General features: G+C 72.5%; 13 protein-coding genes and 1 tRNA gene. 8 read left to right on the top strand and 6 right to left on the bottom strand.

Features of this window, described 5'->3' with window-relative positions:
* Positions 1–46: 46 nt before the first annotated feature.
* The 3 genes from ACFU5G_RS22835 to ACFU5G_RS22825 form a co-directional block, all read right to left on the bottom strand.
* Positions 47–949, bottom strand: a complete 903-nt coding sequence (locus ACFU5G_RS22835; protein WP_377249935.1) for a DUF1700 domain-containing protein — start codon at positions 947–949, stop codon at positions 47–49.
* Positions 946–1,278: a PadR family transcriptional regulator gene (locus tag ACFU5G_RS22830; RefSeq protein WP_377218884.1), complete on the bottom strand. Its 333-nt coding sequence runs from the start codon at positions 1,276–1,278 to the stop codon at positions 946–948. Before ACFU5G_RS22830 ends, ACFU5G_RS22835 begins: the two co-directional genes overlap by 4 nt.
* 127 nt (positions 1,279–1,405) lie before the next feature.
* Complete coding sequence (locus tag ACFU5G_RS22825; protein ID WP_377249932.1) at positions 1,406–1,675, bottom strand: mycoredoxin; 270 nt, start codon at positions 1,673–1,675, stop codon at positions 1,406–1,408.
* 39 nt (positions 1,676–1,714) lie between these two features.
* Here ACFU5G_RS22825 and ACFU5G_RS22820 point away from each other — a divergent pair, with 39 nt between their 5' ends.
* Together ACFU5G_RS22820 and ACFU5G_RS22815 are read left to right on the top strand one after the other, a co-directional pair.
* Entirely contained in the window at positions 1,715–3,778 is a 2,064-nt protein-coding gene (locus ACFU5G_RS22820; RefSeq protein WP_377249930.1) for an ATP-dependent helicase, read from the top strand.
* A 500-nt stretch (positions 3,779–4,278) separates the two neighbouring features.
* Complete coding sequence (locus tag ACFU5G_RS22815) at positions 4,279–4,644, top strand: WhiB family transcriptional regulator (protein WP_026365865.1); 366 nt, start codon at positions 4,279–4,281, stop codon at positions 4,642–4,644.
* 11 nt (positions 4,645–4,655) lie between these two features.
* Here the strand turns inward: ACFU5G_RS22815 and ACFU5G_RS22810 are convergent, their stop codons facing one another.
* Positions 4,656–5,711, bottom strand: a complete 1,056-nt coding sequence (locus ACFU5G_RS22810; RefSeq protein ID WP_377249928.1) for a thiamine biosynthesis protein ThiF — start codon at positions 5,709–5,711, stop codon at positions 4,656–4,658.
* A 150-nt stretch (positions 5,712–5,861) separates the two neighbouring features.
* Here ACFU5G_RS22810 and ACFU5G_RS22805 point away from each other — a divergent pair, with 150 nt between their 5' ends.
* Positions 5,862–7,280, top strand: coding sequence for a zinc-dependent metalloprotease (locus ACFU5G_RS22805; protein ID WP_377249925.1), 1,419 nt, complete (start codon positions 5,862–5,864; stop codon positions 7,278–7,280).
* Position 7,281: 1 nt separating this feature from the next.
* Here the strand turns inward: ACFU5G_RS22805 and ACFU5G_RS22800 are convergent, their stop codons facing one another.
* Positions 7,282–7,824, bottom strand: coding sequence for a SprT-like domain-containing protein (locus ACFU5G_RS22800; RefSeq protein WP_377249922.1), 543 nt, complete (start codon positions 7,822–7,824; stop codon positions 7,282–7,284).
* A 139-nt stretch (positions 7,825–7,963) separates the two neighbouring features.
* Between ACFU5G_RS22800 and ACFU5G_RS22795 the strand changes: the two genes are divergently transcribed.
* On the top strand, positions 7,964–9,064 hold the full coding sequence (locus ACFU5G_RS22795) for a PDZ domain-containing protein (RefSeq protein ID WP_377249938.1): 1,101 nt from the start codon (positions 7,964–7,966) through the stop codon (positions 9,062–9,064).
* A 133-nt stretch (positions 9,065–9,197) separates the two neighbouring features.
* Positions 9,198–12,212 carry a UPF0182 family protein gene (locus ACFU5G_RS22790; protein ID WP_377249919.1) on the top strand — a complete coding sequence of 1,005 codons (3,015 nt, stop codon included), beginning with the start codon at positions 9,198–9,200 and terminating at the stop codon, positions 12,210–12,212.
* 61 nt (positions 12,213–12,273) lie between these two features.
* Here the strand turns inward: ACFU5G_RS22790 and ACFU5G_RS22785 are convergent, their stop codons facing one another.
* Positions 12,274–13,092 carry a nicotianamine synthase family protein gene (locus tag ACFU5G_RS22785; protein ID WP_377249917.1) on the bottom strand — a complete coding sequence of 273 codons (819 nt, stop codon included), beginning with the start codon at positions 13,090–13,092 and terminating at the stop codon, positions 12,274–12,276.
* Positions 13,093–13,203: 111 nt separating this feature from the next.
* On the opposite strand from ACFU5G_RS22785, the gene ACFU5G_RS22780 reads away from it, so the two are divergent.
* The 3 genes from ACFU5G_RS22780 (at position 13,204) to ACFU5G_RS22770 (ending at position 16,076) form a co-directional block, all read left to right on the top strand.
* Positions 13,204–13,277: transfer RNA gene (locus ACFU5G_RS22780), tRNA-Met, on the top strand.
* 96 nt (positions 13,278–13,373) lie between these two features.
* A complete protein-coding gene (locus tag ACFU5G_RS22775) occupies positions 13,374–14,681 on the top strand; it encodes a M15 family metallopeptidase (protein WP_377249914.1) in 1,308 nt (435 codons plus the stop codon).
* Between the two features lie 123 nt (positions 14,682–14,804).
* Positions 14,805–16,076 carry a hemolysin family protein gene (locus ACFU5G_RS22770; RefSeq protein WP_377249912.1) on the top strand — a complete coding sequence of 424 codons (1,272 nt, stop codon included), beginning with the start codon at positions 14,805–14,807 and terminating at the stop codon, positions 16,074–16,076.
* The last annotated feature ends 40 nt before the right edge of the window (positions 16,077–16,116 follow it).

The raw sequence follows: 16,116 nt of genomic DNA, 5'->3' as shown, positions 1-16,116 counted from the left end.
CGGCCTCCCGGCCGCCCGGTCAGGCCGGTCGAGGGTCGCCTCGCGGTCACTCGCCGGCCGGGGGGCGCGGCCGCGCGTGCGCGACGGCGTGGCTCACCCCGACGGTGAAGAGCACCCCGCCGGCCCACCAGATGCCGAGAGTGAGCATCCCCAGGTCGAGCGTGGACATCACCAGCACCGCTACCCCGGCCGCGGTGACGACGGCGCCGGCCCACGCCCTGGGCACCGCGATCAGCGCACCGACGGCGATGAAACCGCCGCTCCAGAGCAGGGACGAGACCTCCATGTCCCAGGACCCGACGAGGCCGCCGAGGATGCCCAGGAGCGCGGGCACGGCGGTGAGCGCGGCGCCGGTGATGCGCCAGCCTGCCGCGGGGCGGCCGCGGCGCGCGATCACCGGCACGACGACCGCGGCCCACGCGAGCATGGCGGTGAGCGTGTGGAACGTGGTGGTGCCGGCGAGGCTCAGCACCGTCAGCACGACGGCGACCGCCACGGTGGTGGCCGTGCGGGCCCGCGCCGGCACGAGGAGCGGGAGCGCGGCGACCAGTGCCGGGATCAGGTTCAGCAGCACGATGCCGAAGCCGTACTGATCGACCTGGGTGTCCAGGCCCGGCAGGGTGTCGCCGGGCCACACGAACGAGACGAACATCGCGGTGAAGACCGCCGCGCCCGTCGCCAGCCACTGCAGCACGCGCCGCATCCGGTCCGTCCGGCCGGCGTCGTGCCCCAGCTCGGCCCGCACGCGCTCGGTGAACTGTGCCGGGTCGCCGAGGCTCTCCGCGGCCTGCTCGGGGGAGCGGCCCGCGTCGGCAGCGTCCGCGAAGTGGGCCCGGACGTCGTCGAGCACGGCGGCCCGCTGGTCGGCGGTGAGCGTCCGCAGGCGCTTGCCGACGTCGCGCAGGTAGGTGTCCTCGGCGTTCGCGTTCATCGTGTCCCTCTCGGTCATCGTGATCCCTCCAGAAGGGCGTCGACCTGTGCGCCGAGCGACGCCCAGACCTTCGCGAAGGTGGTGAGCTGTTCGGTGCCGTGGTCGGTGATGGCGTAGTAGCGGCGGGGGCGCCCGGTGCCGGACGAGTCCCACCGCGGCTCGACGAGCCCGTTCTCGCGCATGCGGGCCAGCAGCGGGTACAGGCTGCCCTCGCTCGCGATGAGCTCGCGCGAGGTGAGGTCGTCGGCCAGCTCGAGGCCGTACTTCTCACCGCGGGAGAGCAGCGCGAGCACGCAGTACTCGAGCACTCCCTTGCGGAGGTTCGTTGCGATGCGCTCTTCGGTCATGACGAGAACGGTAACCTTGTATAGCAAGACTTGCAATACAAGACTTGCTTAACAAGACTTGCGTAACAAGGTTCGAGACACGAAGAAGGGGGCCGACGACGACGTCGGCCCCCTCTCGCTGCCCGCCTCAGACCGCCAGGGCCTGCTTCACCTGGACGAGGCTCGGGTTGGTCACGGCCGAGCCGTCCGGGAAGACCACGGTGGGCACGGTCTGGTTGCCGCCGTTGACCTGCTCCACGTACGCGGCGGCCTCCGGCTGCTCCTCGATGTCGATGACGGTGTAGCCGATGCCCTCGGAGTCGAGCTGCGTGCGCAGCCGCCGGCAGTACCCGCACCAGGTGGTCGAGTACATGAGGACGGTCCCGTCCTCGGGGAGCGGCGTGGTCGTCTCGGACATCTGTTCTCCTTGTCGGTGGTTGCTGCGAGAATCGCAGAGATGCTCACCCAGACCAACTCCGCCGGTGGTTCGAATCATCCTGGACCGCTGAGCCCTGACGCGATCCTGACCGCCCTCGACCCCGAGCAGCGCGAGGTCGCCCTCGCGCTCAACGGGCCCGTGGTCGTGCTGGCGGGAGCGGGGACGGGCAAGACCCGGGCCATCACGCACCGCATCGCCTACGGCGTCCGCATCGGGGCGTACAAGCCGACCAGCGTGCTGGCGGTGACGTTCACGGCGCGGGCGGCGGGGGAGATGCGCACGCGTCTGCGGGGCCTCGGCGTCCAGGGTGTGCAGGCCCGCACGTTCCACTCCGCCGCGCTGCGGCAGCTCGGCTACTTCTGGCCCCGGGTGGTGGGCGGCGCCCCTCCGCGCCTGCAGGAGTTCAAGGCGCAGATCGTGGCCGAGGCCGCGCGGCGCATCGGCCTGAGCGTGGACCGCGTGGCGGTCCGTGACCTGAGCAGCGAGGTCGAGTGGGCCAAGGTCTCGCTCGTGACCGCCGACGACTACGAGAAGGCGGCGTACGCGACCGGCCGCGAGGCGCCGTCGGGCTACGACGCGCAGACGGTGGCCCGGCTGATCACGGCCTACGAGGACGTGAAGACGGAGCGCGAGGTCATCGACTTCGAGGACGTGCTGCTCATGCTCGCGGACATGCTGAACAGCCACAAGATCGTGGCGGACGAGGTCCGCTCGCAGTACCGGCACTTCGTCGTGGACGAGTACCAGGACGTCTCGCCGCTGCAGCAGTTCCTGCTGGACCAGTGGCTGGGCGGGCGCAAGGAGCTGTGCGTGGTCGGCGACCCGTCGCAGACCATCTACTCCTTCACCGGCGCCACCCCGCGCCACCTCCTGGAGTTCCGGCGCGCCTACCCGGAGGCGCAGGAGATCCGCCTGGTGCGCGACTACCGGTCCACGCCCCAGGTGGTGAACCTGGCCAACGAGGTGCTCAAGCGCGCCGGCCGCGCCGGCGGCGCGCACCAGGCGCTCGAGCTGATCGCGCAGCGCGAGCCCGGCCCGGCGGTCGCCTTCACGGCGTACGACGACGACGAGGCCGAGGCGAAGGGCATCGCGACCCGCGCCGCCCGGCTGATCGGGTCGGGGGTCAAGCCGAGCGAGATCGCCGTCCTGTACCGCACCAACGCGCAGTCCGAGGCGTTCGAGTCCGCCCTCGCCGACGCCGGCGTGGGCTACCTGGTGCGCGGCGGCCAGCGGTTCTTCCAGCGCAAGGAGGTCCGCGACGCGATCGTGCTGCTCCGCGGGGCCGCCCGCTCCGCCGACCCGGCGCTGTCGATGCCGGACCAGGTGCGCGACGTGCTGGCCGCCGCCGGCTGGGCCGACCGGGCGCCCGCCGGCCGCGGAGCCGCACGGGAGCGCTGGGACGCGATGCAGGCGCTCGTCGCGCTGGCCGACGACCTGGCGGCCGCCGCGCCGCCCGAGGAGCCGGCGACCGTGTCCGGGCTGGTCGCGGAGCTCGACGAGCGCGCCTCCGCCCAGCACGCGCCCACGGTCGAGGGCGTCACGCTCGCCTCGCTGCACGCGGCCAAGGGCCTGGAGTGGGACGCCGTGTTCCTCGCCGGGATGAGCGAGGGCCTGATGCCCATCTCCCTGGCCGAGACCGACGACGCCGTGCACGAGGAGCGTCGCCTGCTCTACGTGGGGATCACCCGCGCGCGCGAGCACCTGGACGTGTCGTTCGGGCGCTCGCGGAACCCGGGCGGGCGCGCCTCGCGCAAGCGCACCCGGTTCCTGGACGGGCTCTGGCCGGACGAGCAGCGTGCGCCGCGCGCGCGGACGGCCCCCAAGGGGCAGGCCCGCGCGCTGCTGACCGGCGAGCACGACGCCGCGCTCTTCGACGCCCTGCGCGAGTGGCGGCGCGAGGTGGCCCGCGAGACGGACAAGCCCGCGTACACGGTGCTCACGGACGCGACCCTCGCGGCCATCGCGGAGATCCGACCTTCGGGCACGACCGAACTTGCTCGCGTGAACGGGATCGGTCCTGCGAAGATCGACCGGTACGGCGCCACGATCCTCGCGATCGTGGCCAGTTCTCCGCCTTCTTGAGCCGTTTCCGGGGCCTCCCGAGGGAGTCCGAAAAACTTCTCAAGAAAGTTTGGAAAAAGAGTTGGCTCGCCACGGCGGCCCGGCATAGTGTTCAGATGTCCCTGACAGCAGTGGGCGAGATCGAAAGATCTGGCCCGGATTCGAGTGAGGAGGTGGGTGCATTGGAGATGAACATGATTCCGCAGACGGATCTGCAGGTGTGCAAGCACGTGCTCGGCTACGAGCCCGTCCCGGCCACTGGCGCAGCTCTGCCTTTCCGCGCGCGCACTCACCGCGGAGGCGTCAAGCCGTCCGCTCTCGCACCCGACTCCGCATCTCCAGGAGACTCACCGGTCTAACGACCGAAGAGTTCCAGGCCGCGGAGTCCACCTAGGACCCGCGGCCTTAATTCTTGCCCGGAGATCCGGCCCAACCTCGGCCGGCCCGGCAAGGATCTAGCCCCTGGGTCCTGCACCACCAACGTTCATCGACGACGTTCCTTCAGGACACAGGAGACAACCGTGCGCCTCACTGCGCTCCTCGACACTCTTCCCCAGGGCGGCTCGGGCCCCTGGGACCCGCCTCAACACCCCGCCACGAGCGGGACCGGTTCGGACTCGGCGGAGTTCAACCGGATCATGGACACACTGCTGCCGTGCCGTACCAACGACCCGGAGCTGTGGTTCGCCGAGCACAGCACGCAGGTGGAGCAGGCCAAGGCCCTCTGCCGTACGTGCCCCCTCATCGAGGGCTGCCTCGCGGGCGCTCTCGAGCGCAACGAGCCGTGGGGCGTCTGGGGCGGTGAGGTCTTCGTGGACGGCGCCGTCGTCGCCCGCAAGCGTGGCCGCGGCCGGCCGCGCAAGTCGGAGAGCGTCGCTGCCGCATGATCCGCCGCTGGTCAGGCCGCCCGTACCGGGAGGACCACGCACCCGCAGCGCGGGTGCGGCTCCACCGGCCGGGCTCGGGGGAGCCCGGCCGGCAGGGAGATCTCCAGGCACGCACCGACGGCCGTGGGCCGGTGCCCGTCCAGCTGGGCGAGCACCTGGCCCGCGGCCGTCGCCGCGGCCACGGCGGCGAGCGTGGCCTCGTGGGTCGGCTCCGCCGTCTCGCGGAGCTGCGCCGCCAGCGCCGGCCACTCCCGGTCGGCGTCCGCGCGGGCGAGGTCCACGCAGCTCACGCACGCGGACCGGCCCGGCCGCACCAGCGGGCCCACCACCACGTCGGCCTCGCGCACCACGACCGGTAGGTGCGGGACGCCGAGCCCGAGCAGCCGCTGGTACCGCGCCGGGTGCGCGGCATGCGGCTCGGTGACCACCACGGCGTCGAGCGCCTCGGGGTCCAGCCCCGCGCCGCCGCCGTCCACCCGGACCGCGACCCGCGGGGAACGTTCCGCGAGCAGCGCCCGCACCGCGGCGTCGCGCGCCTGCCCGACGTCGGCGGTCCGCAGGCCGCCCAGCCCCACGTCGGTGGTCTGCACCGGCAGGGGGTCGTGCAGCACCAGGCCGCCCACCCCCGCCGTCGCGAGGTGCAGGGCGACCGCCGTGCCGAGGCGGCCCAGCCCCGCCAGGCCGACCACCCGTTCCGCACGAGCGGCGAGCGTGGCCAGCCCGGCGCCGTCGGGCCGGAGCATCCCGAGCACGGTCGCATCCGCCGCGCCGTCCGCCGGGGCCGTCACCGCGCCGACCGGGCCCGGGACCGGTACCAGCACCCCCGCCCGGAACAGGACGGCCATGACCTCGTCGCGCCGCTCGACGCCCACCCCGCACCGCGCCGCGGACTGCTCGACGCTCACGTGCCTGCGCTCGGCGATCTCCTCCAGCCAGGACTCCTCGGCCGGGGTGAGCCCGGACAGCACGAACGACCAGCGCGGGTCGGAGCCGCACTGCACCTGACCGCCGCCTCTGCTGAGCACGGGCGTGCCGGGCCGCAGCCGGAGGGCGGGAGTGCTCGTCATGCCCGTAACGATGCCCGACGGCGGCGCCCCCTGGGCGTTGTCCACAGGCCCGGGAGGATATTCAAAGCATCTGGCCGGCCGGAAGTTCCCGGCTGCGCCCAGAGCCAAATGGACGGCGCAACGCTTGCCGACCCGGTTACGGTGAACACTATGAGCGACCAGCACCAGCCCGGCGAGTCTCCCCAGTCGTGGGAGGAGATGCTGCGCTCCATGCTCGGCGAAGGCGCAGACGAAGTGATGGCCGAGATGCGCGAGCGGGGCATCGACCCGACCGCGCTCGGCGGCGCGCCCGACCCCGTGATGATGCAGTACGCCCTGGCCCAGGTGCAGAAGATGCTCTCGGCCGAGGGCACCGGACCCGTCAACGCCGACGTCGCGCACGACGTCGCGCGGCAGGTCGCCGTCAGCGAGGGCGACCCGTCCCTGACGGGCAAGCAGGCCAAGGACGCCACCGACGCCCTGGGGGTGGCCGAGCTCTGGCTCGACGCCGTCACCGACCTCCCGCCCGCCGGCGGGACCAGGCGCGCCTGGAACCGGTCCGAGTGGGTCGAGGCCACGCTCCCCGTGTGGAACGAGCTCGCGGCACCGGTCGCCGCGTCCGTCGCGGACGCCCTGGCCACGGTGCTGCGCGACCAGCTCCCCGAGGGCGTCGACGACGGCGAGGCCGTGCCCGGCATGCCCGCCGGCGTGCTGCACGGCCTGGGCGGCTCGATCGACCCGGCCCAGATGATGCGCCGGCTCGGCTCCGCCGTCTTCGGCATGCAGGTCGGCCAGGCGGCCGGCACGCTCTCGCGCGAGGTGTTCGGCGCCACCGACGTCGGCCTGCCGCTGCTCGACAGCCCCGACACCGTGCTGCTGCCCACCAACGTGGCGGCGTTCGCCGACGGCCTGGACGCCCCGCTGGAGGAGGTCCGCCAGTTCCTCGCGGTCCGCGAGGCGGCCCACGCGCGCCTGTTCACCCACGTCCCGTGGCTCCGGTCGCACCTGCTGTCGATCGTGGAGCGGTACGCCCGCGGCATCACCATCGACCTCGACGCGCTCGAGGCCCAGGTGCGCGACATCGACCTCGCCGACTCCGACGCGCTGCGCAGCGCCCTGTCCGGCGGCGTCTTCGGCCTGCAGAACACGGACGAGCAGAAGGCCGTGCTCCTCAACCTGGAGACCACGCTCGCGCTGGTGGAGGGCTGGGTGGACGAGGTCAGCGCCATGGCCGCGCTGCCGCACCTGCCGCACGCCATCCCGCTGCGCGAGATGATCCGCCGCCGCCGGGCCGCGGGCGGTCCCGCCGAGCAGACGTTCTCGACGCTGGTCGGCCTGGAGCTGCGGCCGCGCCGGTCCCGCGACGCGGCGACCCTGTTCTCGATCGTGGCCCGCGCCCAGGGCACCGAGGGGCGCGACGCCGTGTGGGACCACCCCGACCTGCTGCCCGGCACCCAGGACCTGGACGACCCGGCCGGCTACCTGGTGCGCCGCGAGGCGGCGGAGAACGAGCACGCCGACATCGACGCGGCGCTCAAGGAGATCTTCGGCGAGGGCGACCCGGACGACGCGGCGGACCCGGAGAAGTAGGTCAGTCCTGCTCGTCGTCCGGGGTGGCGGTCCCCGGGTCGTCCTGCGTGAACGACGCGCCCTCCAGGAAGCCGCGCGCCCGGTCCGTGCGGGGGTAGACCTCGAGGATCTTCCAGAACTCCGGACCGTGGCCGGCGTGCAGCAGGTGCGCGAGCTCGTGCAGCAGCACGTAGTCGAGCACCCACGCCGGCATGCCCTGCAGCCGCGTCGAGATGCGGATCGAGCCGTCCAGCAGCGTGCACGATCCCCAGCGCCGGCCCTGGTTGTTCGACCAGCGCACGCTGGAGGGGTGAGCCCGGCCGTCGAGGTACTTGGCGGAGAGCTCGGTGGCGCGGTCGGTGAGCTCCTGGTCGGACGGGCGGCGGCGCCGCTCCTTGTCCTCGAGCCGGGCTACCATCTTCGCCACCCACTCCCGTTCCTGCGCCCGAGAGAAGCGCGCAGGAATGGCGACGATGGTCCGTCCACCGTCGCGGTATGCGCTCACCGTGGCGGTCCGCCGGAGGCTCCGGCGTACCTCCACGGACGTCAGGGCGTCGTGGGCCACGGAACGACCGTACCGGTTATCGGCGTCAAGGTGGGGTATAACACACCGTTCAAGTGGAAAAACTTTGCCTAAGGGGCCGTCGCGGAGTGCGATTCACGGAACCCTCAGCCAAGTGAGGAATGATGGGCCGGTGACTGACATGCGCGACCTCCAGCACTCCCCGCAACCCGAGCCGTCGCCGTTCGACGACTCGGGCACCGCGGCTGCGCCGATCACCCGCCGCACGGTCACGCTGGGGGTGTCCTTGCTGCTCACGGCCGTCCTGTCCGCGTTGGCGCTGGTCGTGCCCACGCCGTACGCCATGCGCTCGCCGGGGCCCACGGAGGACACGCTGGAGCGCAACCTGATCCAGATCGAGGGCGCCCGCACCTACGAGTCCACGGGCGAGCTGCGCCTCACCACCGTCTCCGTGCTGGGAGGCCCGGGTTATCCGATGCTGGCCGGCCAGGTGATCCAGGGCTGGCTGGACCCGCGGCGCTCCGTGCTCCCCGTGGAGGCGATCTTCCCCGAGGCGACCACCAAGGAGGAGCAGCAGGAGGTCAGCCAGGCGGAGATGGTGTCCTCGCAGGAGTCGGCCACCGCCGCGGCGCTGACCGAGCTCGGCTACGACGTGCCCGCCGTGCTCGACGTCGCCGGCACGGAGCCCGGGTCCGGCGCCGAGGGCAAGCTGGAGAAGGGCGACGTGATCACCGAGTTCCAGGGTGAACCCGTGGGCACCTACGCCGACCTCATCGACGGGCTGGCGCAGACGACGCCGGGCGACGACGTGACGCTCGGCGTGCGGCGCGGCGACAGCACCGAGGACGTCACCATCACGACCGCCGACAACGGCCAGCGCGCCGTGCTCGGCGTCTTCATCGACCCGCACTACGACTTCCCGGTGGACGTCTCCATCGAGATCGAGAACATCGGCGGTCCCAGCGCGGGCACCATGTTCGCGCTCGGCATCATCGACAAGCTCACGCCCGAGGACGAGGCGAACGGCGAGGTCATCGCGGGCACCGGGACCATGAGCCCCGAGGGCACCGTGGGCCCGATCGGCGGTATCGAGCAGAAGCTGTACGGCGCGCAGCGCGACGGCGCCGACTGGTTCCTGGCGCCGGCGGACAACTGCGACCAGGTGGTGGGCAACGTGCCCGACGGGCTGCACGTGGTGCGGGTGGCCACGCTGGCCGAGGCGCGGGACGCCGTCGAGCAGATCGGGCGGGGCGAAGGGGCCGACCTCCCGACGTGCTCCTGACGCACCTGCCGAGTCGTTGACGACGTGTTGCACATCTGGAGGATGTGGGAACCTTGTGGTGGGAACCTTGACCAGAGCCTGGCCGTTCCAACTGCGTACGGCCCAACCATTCATGACGTGAGGTAACGCAGAAGTGTCCTTCGCCGCAGCACCTCGTCGCCCATCCGGCGGCGCACCCCGAGCCCGACGACGCAGTCCCCTGGGGGTGGCGGTCGTCGCGGTCGCCGTCGTCATCGCGGCCCTGCTCCTCCTAGCGCAGTTCTGGACCGAGGTGATGTGGTTCGGGCAGCTCGGGTTCTCCCGGGTGATCTGGACCGAGTGGGGCATGCGCGCCGCCCTGTTCGCCGGTGGCTTCGTGATCATGGCGGGCGCCGTGTTCTGGTCGTTCACCGCGGCCTACCGCTCGCGCCCCGTGTACGCCCCGAGCACCCCCGAGCAGGCCACGCTCGACCAGTACCGCGAGGCGGTCGAGCCGCTGCGCCGGGTCGTGATGATCGCGGCCCCCGTGCTCGTCGGCTTCTTCGCCGGCGTCGCGGCCTCCGCGCAGTGGCGCACCGTGCTCCTGGCCTTCAACAGCGAGCCGTTCGGTGAGTCCGACCCGCAGTTCGGCATGGACCTCGGGTTCTTCGTCTTCCTGCTCCCGGCGCTGCGGTTCACCGTCGGGTTCCTCATCTCGGTCGTGGTGATCGCCGGCATCGCCGGAGTGATCACGCACTACCTGTACGGCGGCCTCCGGGTGGGCCCGGCCGCGGCCGGCGGTCCCCGCACGACGCCCGCCGCGCGCATCCACCTGGCCGTCATCGGCGCCGCGCTGCTGCTCCTGATCGCCGGCAACTACTGGCTGGACCGGTACTCGATCCTGACCAACGCCGGTGACCGGTTCGACGGCGCCTCCTACTCCGACGTGCACGCCGTGATCCCCGCCAAGGGCATCCTCGCGGTGGTCGCGATCTTCGTGGCCGCGCTGTTCATCGTCACCGCCTTCCGGGGCGACTGGCGCCTGCCGGCGATCGGCGTCGGGCTCATGGTGGTCTCGGCCATCGCGATCGGCGGCATCTACCCCGCCGTCGTCCAGCGCTTCCAGGTGAACCCGAACGCGCAGGAGCTGGAGAGCGAGTACATCCAGCGCAACATCGACGCGACGCTGTCGGCCTTCGGCATCGACGACGTCGAGAAGGAACCGTACGACGCGACGACCCAGGCCGAGGAGGGCGCGCTGCGTTCCGACGCCGACACGGCGGCCTCCATCCGCCTCCTGGACCCGCAGATCGTGTCGCCGTCGTTCCGCCAGCTGCAGCAGAACAAGCAGTACTACAACTTCAACGACTCGCTCTCGGTCGACAAGTACGAGATCGACGGCGAGTCGCGCGACACCGTGATCGCGGTGCGCGAGCTGAACCTCGACGGCCTGGGCCAGGACCAGCGCAACTGGGTCAACGACCACACCGTGTACACGCACGGCTACGGCGTCGTCGCCGCCTACGGCAACCAGCCGGGCCCGGACGGCCGGCCGGCGTTCTTCGAGGGCGGCATCCCGTCGCAGGGCGCGATCAGCGACCTCGAGGGCGAGTACGAGCCGCGCATCTACTTCAGCCCGAGCACCACCACGTACTCGATCGTCGGCGCGCCCGAGGGCACCAAGGCGTGGGAGCTCGACTACCAGGCGGACGACGCCGACGACGGCGGGCAGGTCAACACGACCTTCACCGGCGACGCCGGCCCCGACGTCGGTGCGTTCGGCAGCAAGCTGCTGTACGCGCTGAAGTTCGGCGAGGAGCAGCTCCTGTTCTCCGACCGCGTGACCAGCGAGTCGCAGATCCTGTACGACCGGGACCCGCAGCAGCGCGTCAGCAAGGTCGCGCCGTGGCTGACGCTCGACAACCGGGTCTACCCGGCGGTCGTCGACGGCCGCGTGAAGTGGATCGTCGACGCGTACACGACCAGCGACGCCGTCCCGTACTCGACGTCGACCCCGCTCGACGAGGCCGTGGCGGACACCCTCACCCAGCAGGCCGGTGGTCCGGTCGAGCTGCCGGAGGAGGTCAACTACATCCGTAACTCGGTGAAGGCCACGGTCGACGCCTACGACGGCTCGGTCGACCTGTACGCGTGGGACGACCAGGACCCGATCCTGAAGGCCTGGGGCAACGTCTTCCCGGGGTCGATCAAGCCGATGACGGAGATCTCCGGCGACCTGATGAGCCACCTGCGGTACCCGGAGGACCTGTTCAAGGTGCAGCGCACCCTGCTCAGCCAGTACCACGTGACGGACTCCGCGGAGTTCTTCTCGGGCCAGGACTTCTGGAACAACCCGACCGACCCCACCTCGGACGCGACCACCGCGCCGCTGCAGCCGCCGTACTACCTGACGCTGCAGATGCCGGGCCAGGACGAGTCCACGTTCTCGCTGACCTCGACGTTCATCCCGGGCGGTAACACCGACCGAGAGGTGCTGACCGGGTTCCTCGCGGTGGACGCGGACGCGGGCAACGAGGCAGGCAAGAGGGGCGAGGACTACGGCAAGCTACGCCTGCTGGAGCTCCCACGGGACACGACCGTCCCCGGACCGGGTCAGGTGCAGAACAACTTCGACTCGAACCCGACGATCTCCGAGCAGCTGAACATCCTGCAGATCGGTGCCTCCACGGTGCGGCGCGGCAACCAGCTCACGCTCCCCGTGGGTGGCGGCCTGCTGTACGTGCAGCCGGTGTACATCCAGTCGACCGGTGGCACCCAGTTCCCGCTGCTGCGCAAGGTGCTGGTCTCGTTCGGTGACGACATCGGCTTCGCCGACACGCTCGACGAGGCGCTGGACCAGGTGTTCGGCGGTGACTCGGGCGCCCAGGCCGGCGACGCCGGTGCGGCGGCCGAGGACGAGGCCCCGGTCTCGCCGCCCACGGGCGAGGGCGACACGGGCACGGAGCCCACGCAGGAGCCGAGCCAGGAGCCGTCCGGCGAGTCCACGCCGGACAGCACCCAGGCGCCGTCCTCCGAGCTGGACGCCGCGCTGCAGGACGCCGCGGCCGCCCTGGAGGACTCCAACACCGCCCAGCGGGCCGGTGACTGGGCCGCCTACGGCGAGGCGCAGGACCGCCTCCAGAAGGCGCTGGAGGAGGCCATCGCGGCCGAGGAGGCGCAGCAGGGCTGACGCCCTCGACCTCCCTGCCGGACCCCCAGGCCACCTCGGTGGCCTGGGGGTCCGGCTTTTCTCATGCGAGCCGGCGGGCGACCACCACCGAGTTGATGACGTCGTCGGTGGGGTGCACCACCTCCAGCACCTCGAACCCGGGCATGGCGCTCAGGTCCACCGGCGGGTACAGCAGGGTGCGCATCCCGTGCGCGCTGCGCGCGAGCAGCAGCGCGCCGGGCCGCATCGCCTGACCCACCGCCCGCAGGATCGCGGCCTTGGCCGACGGCGTCTCGCCCACCAGGGCGGCGAGCACGACGACGTCGTGATCCGTGAGGCCGACCTCGGTGGCGTCGGCCTGCTCGAACCGGACCGCCGTGGACCCGAGGCGCGTACCGACCCGCCGGGCCAGCTCCACCGCCGTGGCATCCCGGTCGACGCCGACGACGGGCGCGTCCAGCGCCGCGGCGTAGCCGAGGGTGCTCAGGGGCAGCGGCCCGCAGCCGAGCACCGCGACCGAGGTCGCGGTGCCGCCGCTCGCGTGCAGCACGAGCCCGGCCTCCAGGGCCGTGAGCCGGCGGTAGTTGTCGAGGTAGGGAAAGGAGTCGAGGGCGGCCCGGGCGTCCGGGGCGGTGGCGACGTGCTCCGCCCAGGCCCGCTCGAGCTCGGTCTCGCCGCGCGCCGAGAGGTCGCGGATGGCGTCCTTGCGGCGCCGGACCTCCGGGTGCTCCAACAGGTCCCTGGCCTGGCGTTCGGGCGTCGCGAGGACGGTGTGCACCAGGTCGCCGAACAGGGCGTTGGTGCCGGGACCGGGGCGCAGGTGGGGCAGTGCGGCAAGCTGGTCGGTGAGGTGGACGATCCGGTCGGCGGACAGGGTGGTATCGCTCAGCTCCGTCGTCATGGGGACGATGGTTCCACGGCCGGATCGGTTCGACCGGCTGTGACCTGCGTCTCGACCGCACGGCCCGGTTTGCGCTTCGTCGCTCGGGGTGCGTAAAGTAGGGATCACCGACGCGGGGTGGAGCAGCTCGGTAGCTCGCTGGGCTCATAACCCAGAGGTCGCAGGTTCAAATCCTGCCCCCGCTACAAATGCCAGGCCCGGAGATCCACGGATCTCCGGGCCTGAGCGATTTCCCGGGGCAATACAGTGCGGGAGCTCCGGCCGCGCAGTAGATTTCGTCGGTGCTGACTCGGACGCCCCTCTGGCCGGAGCTGCCGGCGTCCGCGAGATCCGTGCCGCCGCGGCGCGGCGGACGTGCGCGACGGCGCAGACGGTGGGCGATCGGCATCGTCGTCGGCGCGGCGAGCCTGGTGGTCGCCGCCGGCAGCGCCTACGCGCTCGACCTGTTCGAACCCGGTCCCGCCGGCCCACCCGCCGTGCTGGCCGAGGCGCGGGCCGCCGGCACCGAGAGCGTGACGCTCCGGGCCGACCTGGTCGGCGGGCTGGAGAGCGCCCGGGCCGTGCTGGAGAGCCCGGACGGCGAGGCGGCGAAGACGCCCGCCCGGCGTGCGCTCCGCGCGGCGATCAAGGACGCGGAGCGCGTGGCGCTGGACGAGGCCGCCGGGCTCGACGACGTGCGTGCCACGTCCGCCGCACTGCGCGAGGCCGCCGACGCGGTGGTCGTCTCGGGGCAGGGGGTCCGGCTCGCGCGCGGGGTGTCCGGGCTGAAGAGCGCTCAGGCCGATCTGCGCGCCGCCGCGGCCGAGGGCGAGGAGGTCCAGGTCGCGTCCGCCGCCGACGCGGCCGGCCGGGACGCCTTGCGCTCCGCGCTGGACGAGGCGGCCGACCTGACGGCCCGGGCCGGCGACGTGCTGGGCCGGGTGGCGGACGTCCACGCGGACCTGCCGGCCGAGACGGACACCCTCGCCGACGTACTCGGCCAGGCCAAGCTGCTGACCAAGGACATGGCCCGGGCGACCGCGGATATCGGCGAGGCCGTCGCGGCGGTCCCGGTTCCGGCCGAGGACGACGCGACGAGCACCGGGGCGGACGGCACCGACCCGGCCGCGGAGGACGACGACGCCGGCGACACCGGAACCACCCCCGTCGGCACCTGCCCCGAGCCCGACCAGGTGTGGTCCGCCGAGAACGGGCACCTGGCCGCCTCGGAGCTGGCCCAGATCCCGTTCGCCTCGGGCAGCTACGTGCGTGCGGACGTCGTCGGCGACCTGACCGAGCTGAACGCGGCCTACGCGGCGGAGTTCGGGACGAACCTGACCATCAACTCCTCCTACCGCACCTACGCGGAGCAGGAGGCGCTGTACGACCCGTCGTCCAAGACCGCGGCGCCGCCGGGCTGCTCCAACCACGGCACGGGCCTGGCGATCGACATCGGCGGCGGCGTGCAGGCGTTCGGCTCGGCCCAGTACGAGTGGCTCAAGGCCAACGCCGAGGACTATGGCTGGGTGCACCCGCCGTTCGCCGAACCGTCCGGCCGCAACCCCGAGCCGTGGCACTGGCAGTCGGTCCTGGCGCCCAACAGCTACTGACCGCGGCGACCGGGCCCGTGCCGGTTTGACACAGGATGGCGCGACCCATCTACTCGTCGCCATGGATGACGCACACAGTCCCCGCGCCCACCGACCGCGCCGGACGGGGGAGGCGGGCGCCTGATGGATCAGGACACGTGGGTCAACGCCGCGCTGGTGCTGGTGTTCATCCTGGTCGGCGGCGTCTTCGCCGGCACGGAGATCGCCCTGGTCTCGCTGCGGGAGAGCCAGATCGGCCGCCTGGAGGCCAAGGGCGGGCGCGGTGCCCGGGTCGCCGCCGTGGCCAGGGACCCCAACCGGTTCCTCGCCGCCGTCCAGATCGGCGTGACCGTCGCCGGGTTCTTCTCCGCCGCCTACGGCGCGTCGACGCTGGCCCCGGACTTCGTGCCCGTGCTGGAGGGCATCGGCCTGCCGTCCGACGTCGCCGGCACGGTCTCGCTCATCGTCCTCACGCTCGTGATCGCCTACCTGTCCCTGGTGCTGGGCGAGCTGGTGCCGAAGCGGTTCGCGCTCCAGCGCTCCCAGAGCGTCGCGCTGATCGTCGGGCCGCCGCTGGACCGGTTCGCGAGCCTGATGCGCCCGGTCGTGTGGCTGCTGTCGGTGTCCACCAACGCGGTGGTGCGCCTGCTCGGCGGCGACCCGCGGGCGACGTCCGAGGGGATGTCCGAGGAGGAGCTGCGGGACGTCGTCGTCGCCCACGAGGGCCTGCCCGCCGAGGAGCGCCGCATCCTGAGCGATGTCTTCGACGCCGCGGACCGGTCGATCAGCGAGGTGATGCGGCCGCGCGGCGAGGTGACGTTCGTCGCGGGCGACCTGCCGGTGTCCGAGGTCCTGGAGATCGTGCAGCGCAGCCCCTACTCGCGCTACCCGGTCACCGGCACCGACTTCGACGATGTGATCGGCGTGCTGCACGTGCGGGACCTGTTCGGGGCGCCGGGCACGACGCCCGTCCGGGAGCTGGCCCGCACCATGCTCTTCCTGCCGACCACCGCGCACCTCATCCCGGCGCTGTCCCAGATGCGGCGCGAGCGCCGCCACCTGGCCGTGGTCGTCGACGAGTACGGCGGCACCTACGGCATCGTCACCCTGGAGGACCTCGTCGAGGAGATGGTCGGCGACATCCGCGACGAGCACGACCCGGTCGAGGGCGCGGGGCGTCCGTCGACCGACGGCACGACGGTCGTCGAGGCGGGCATGACGATCGAGGAGTTCGACGAGCTGACCGGCGTGACGCTGCCCGACGGGCCGTACGAGACCGTGGCGGGCTACGTCGTCAGCCGGCTGGGCCGGGTCGCCGAGGTCGGGGACACCGTGCAGGTCGAGGGCCTCGACCTGGCCGTGACCGAGGTGCGGGGCCGGCGGCTGACCTACCTGGAGGCCGTCCGCCGCGACTGACGCCGGAGCGAGCGAGCGGGCCGGGCCCGGAGAACGGGCC

The organism is Promicromonospora sp. NPDC057488, assembly GCF_042802395.1.
In the GTDB taxonomy this organism is placed as follows: domain Bacteria; phylum Actinomycetota; class Actinomycetes; order Actinomycetales; family Cellulomonadaceae; genus Promicromonospora.
This window is presented reverse-complemented; position numbering and strand designations above follow the sequence as displayed.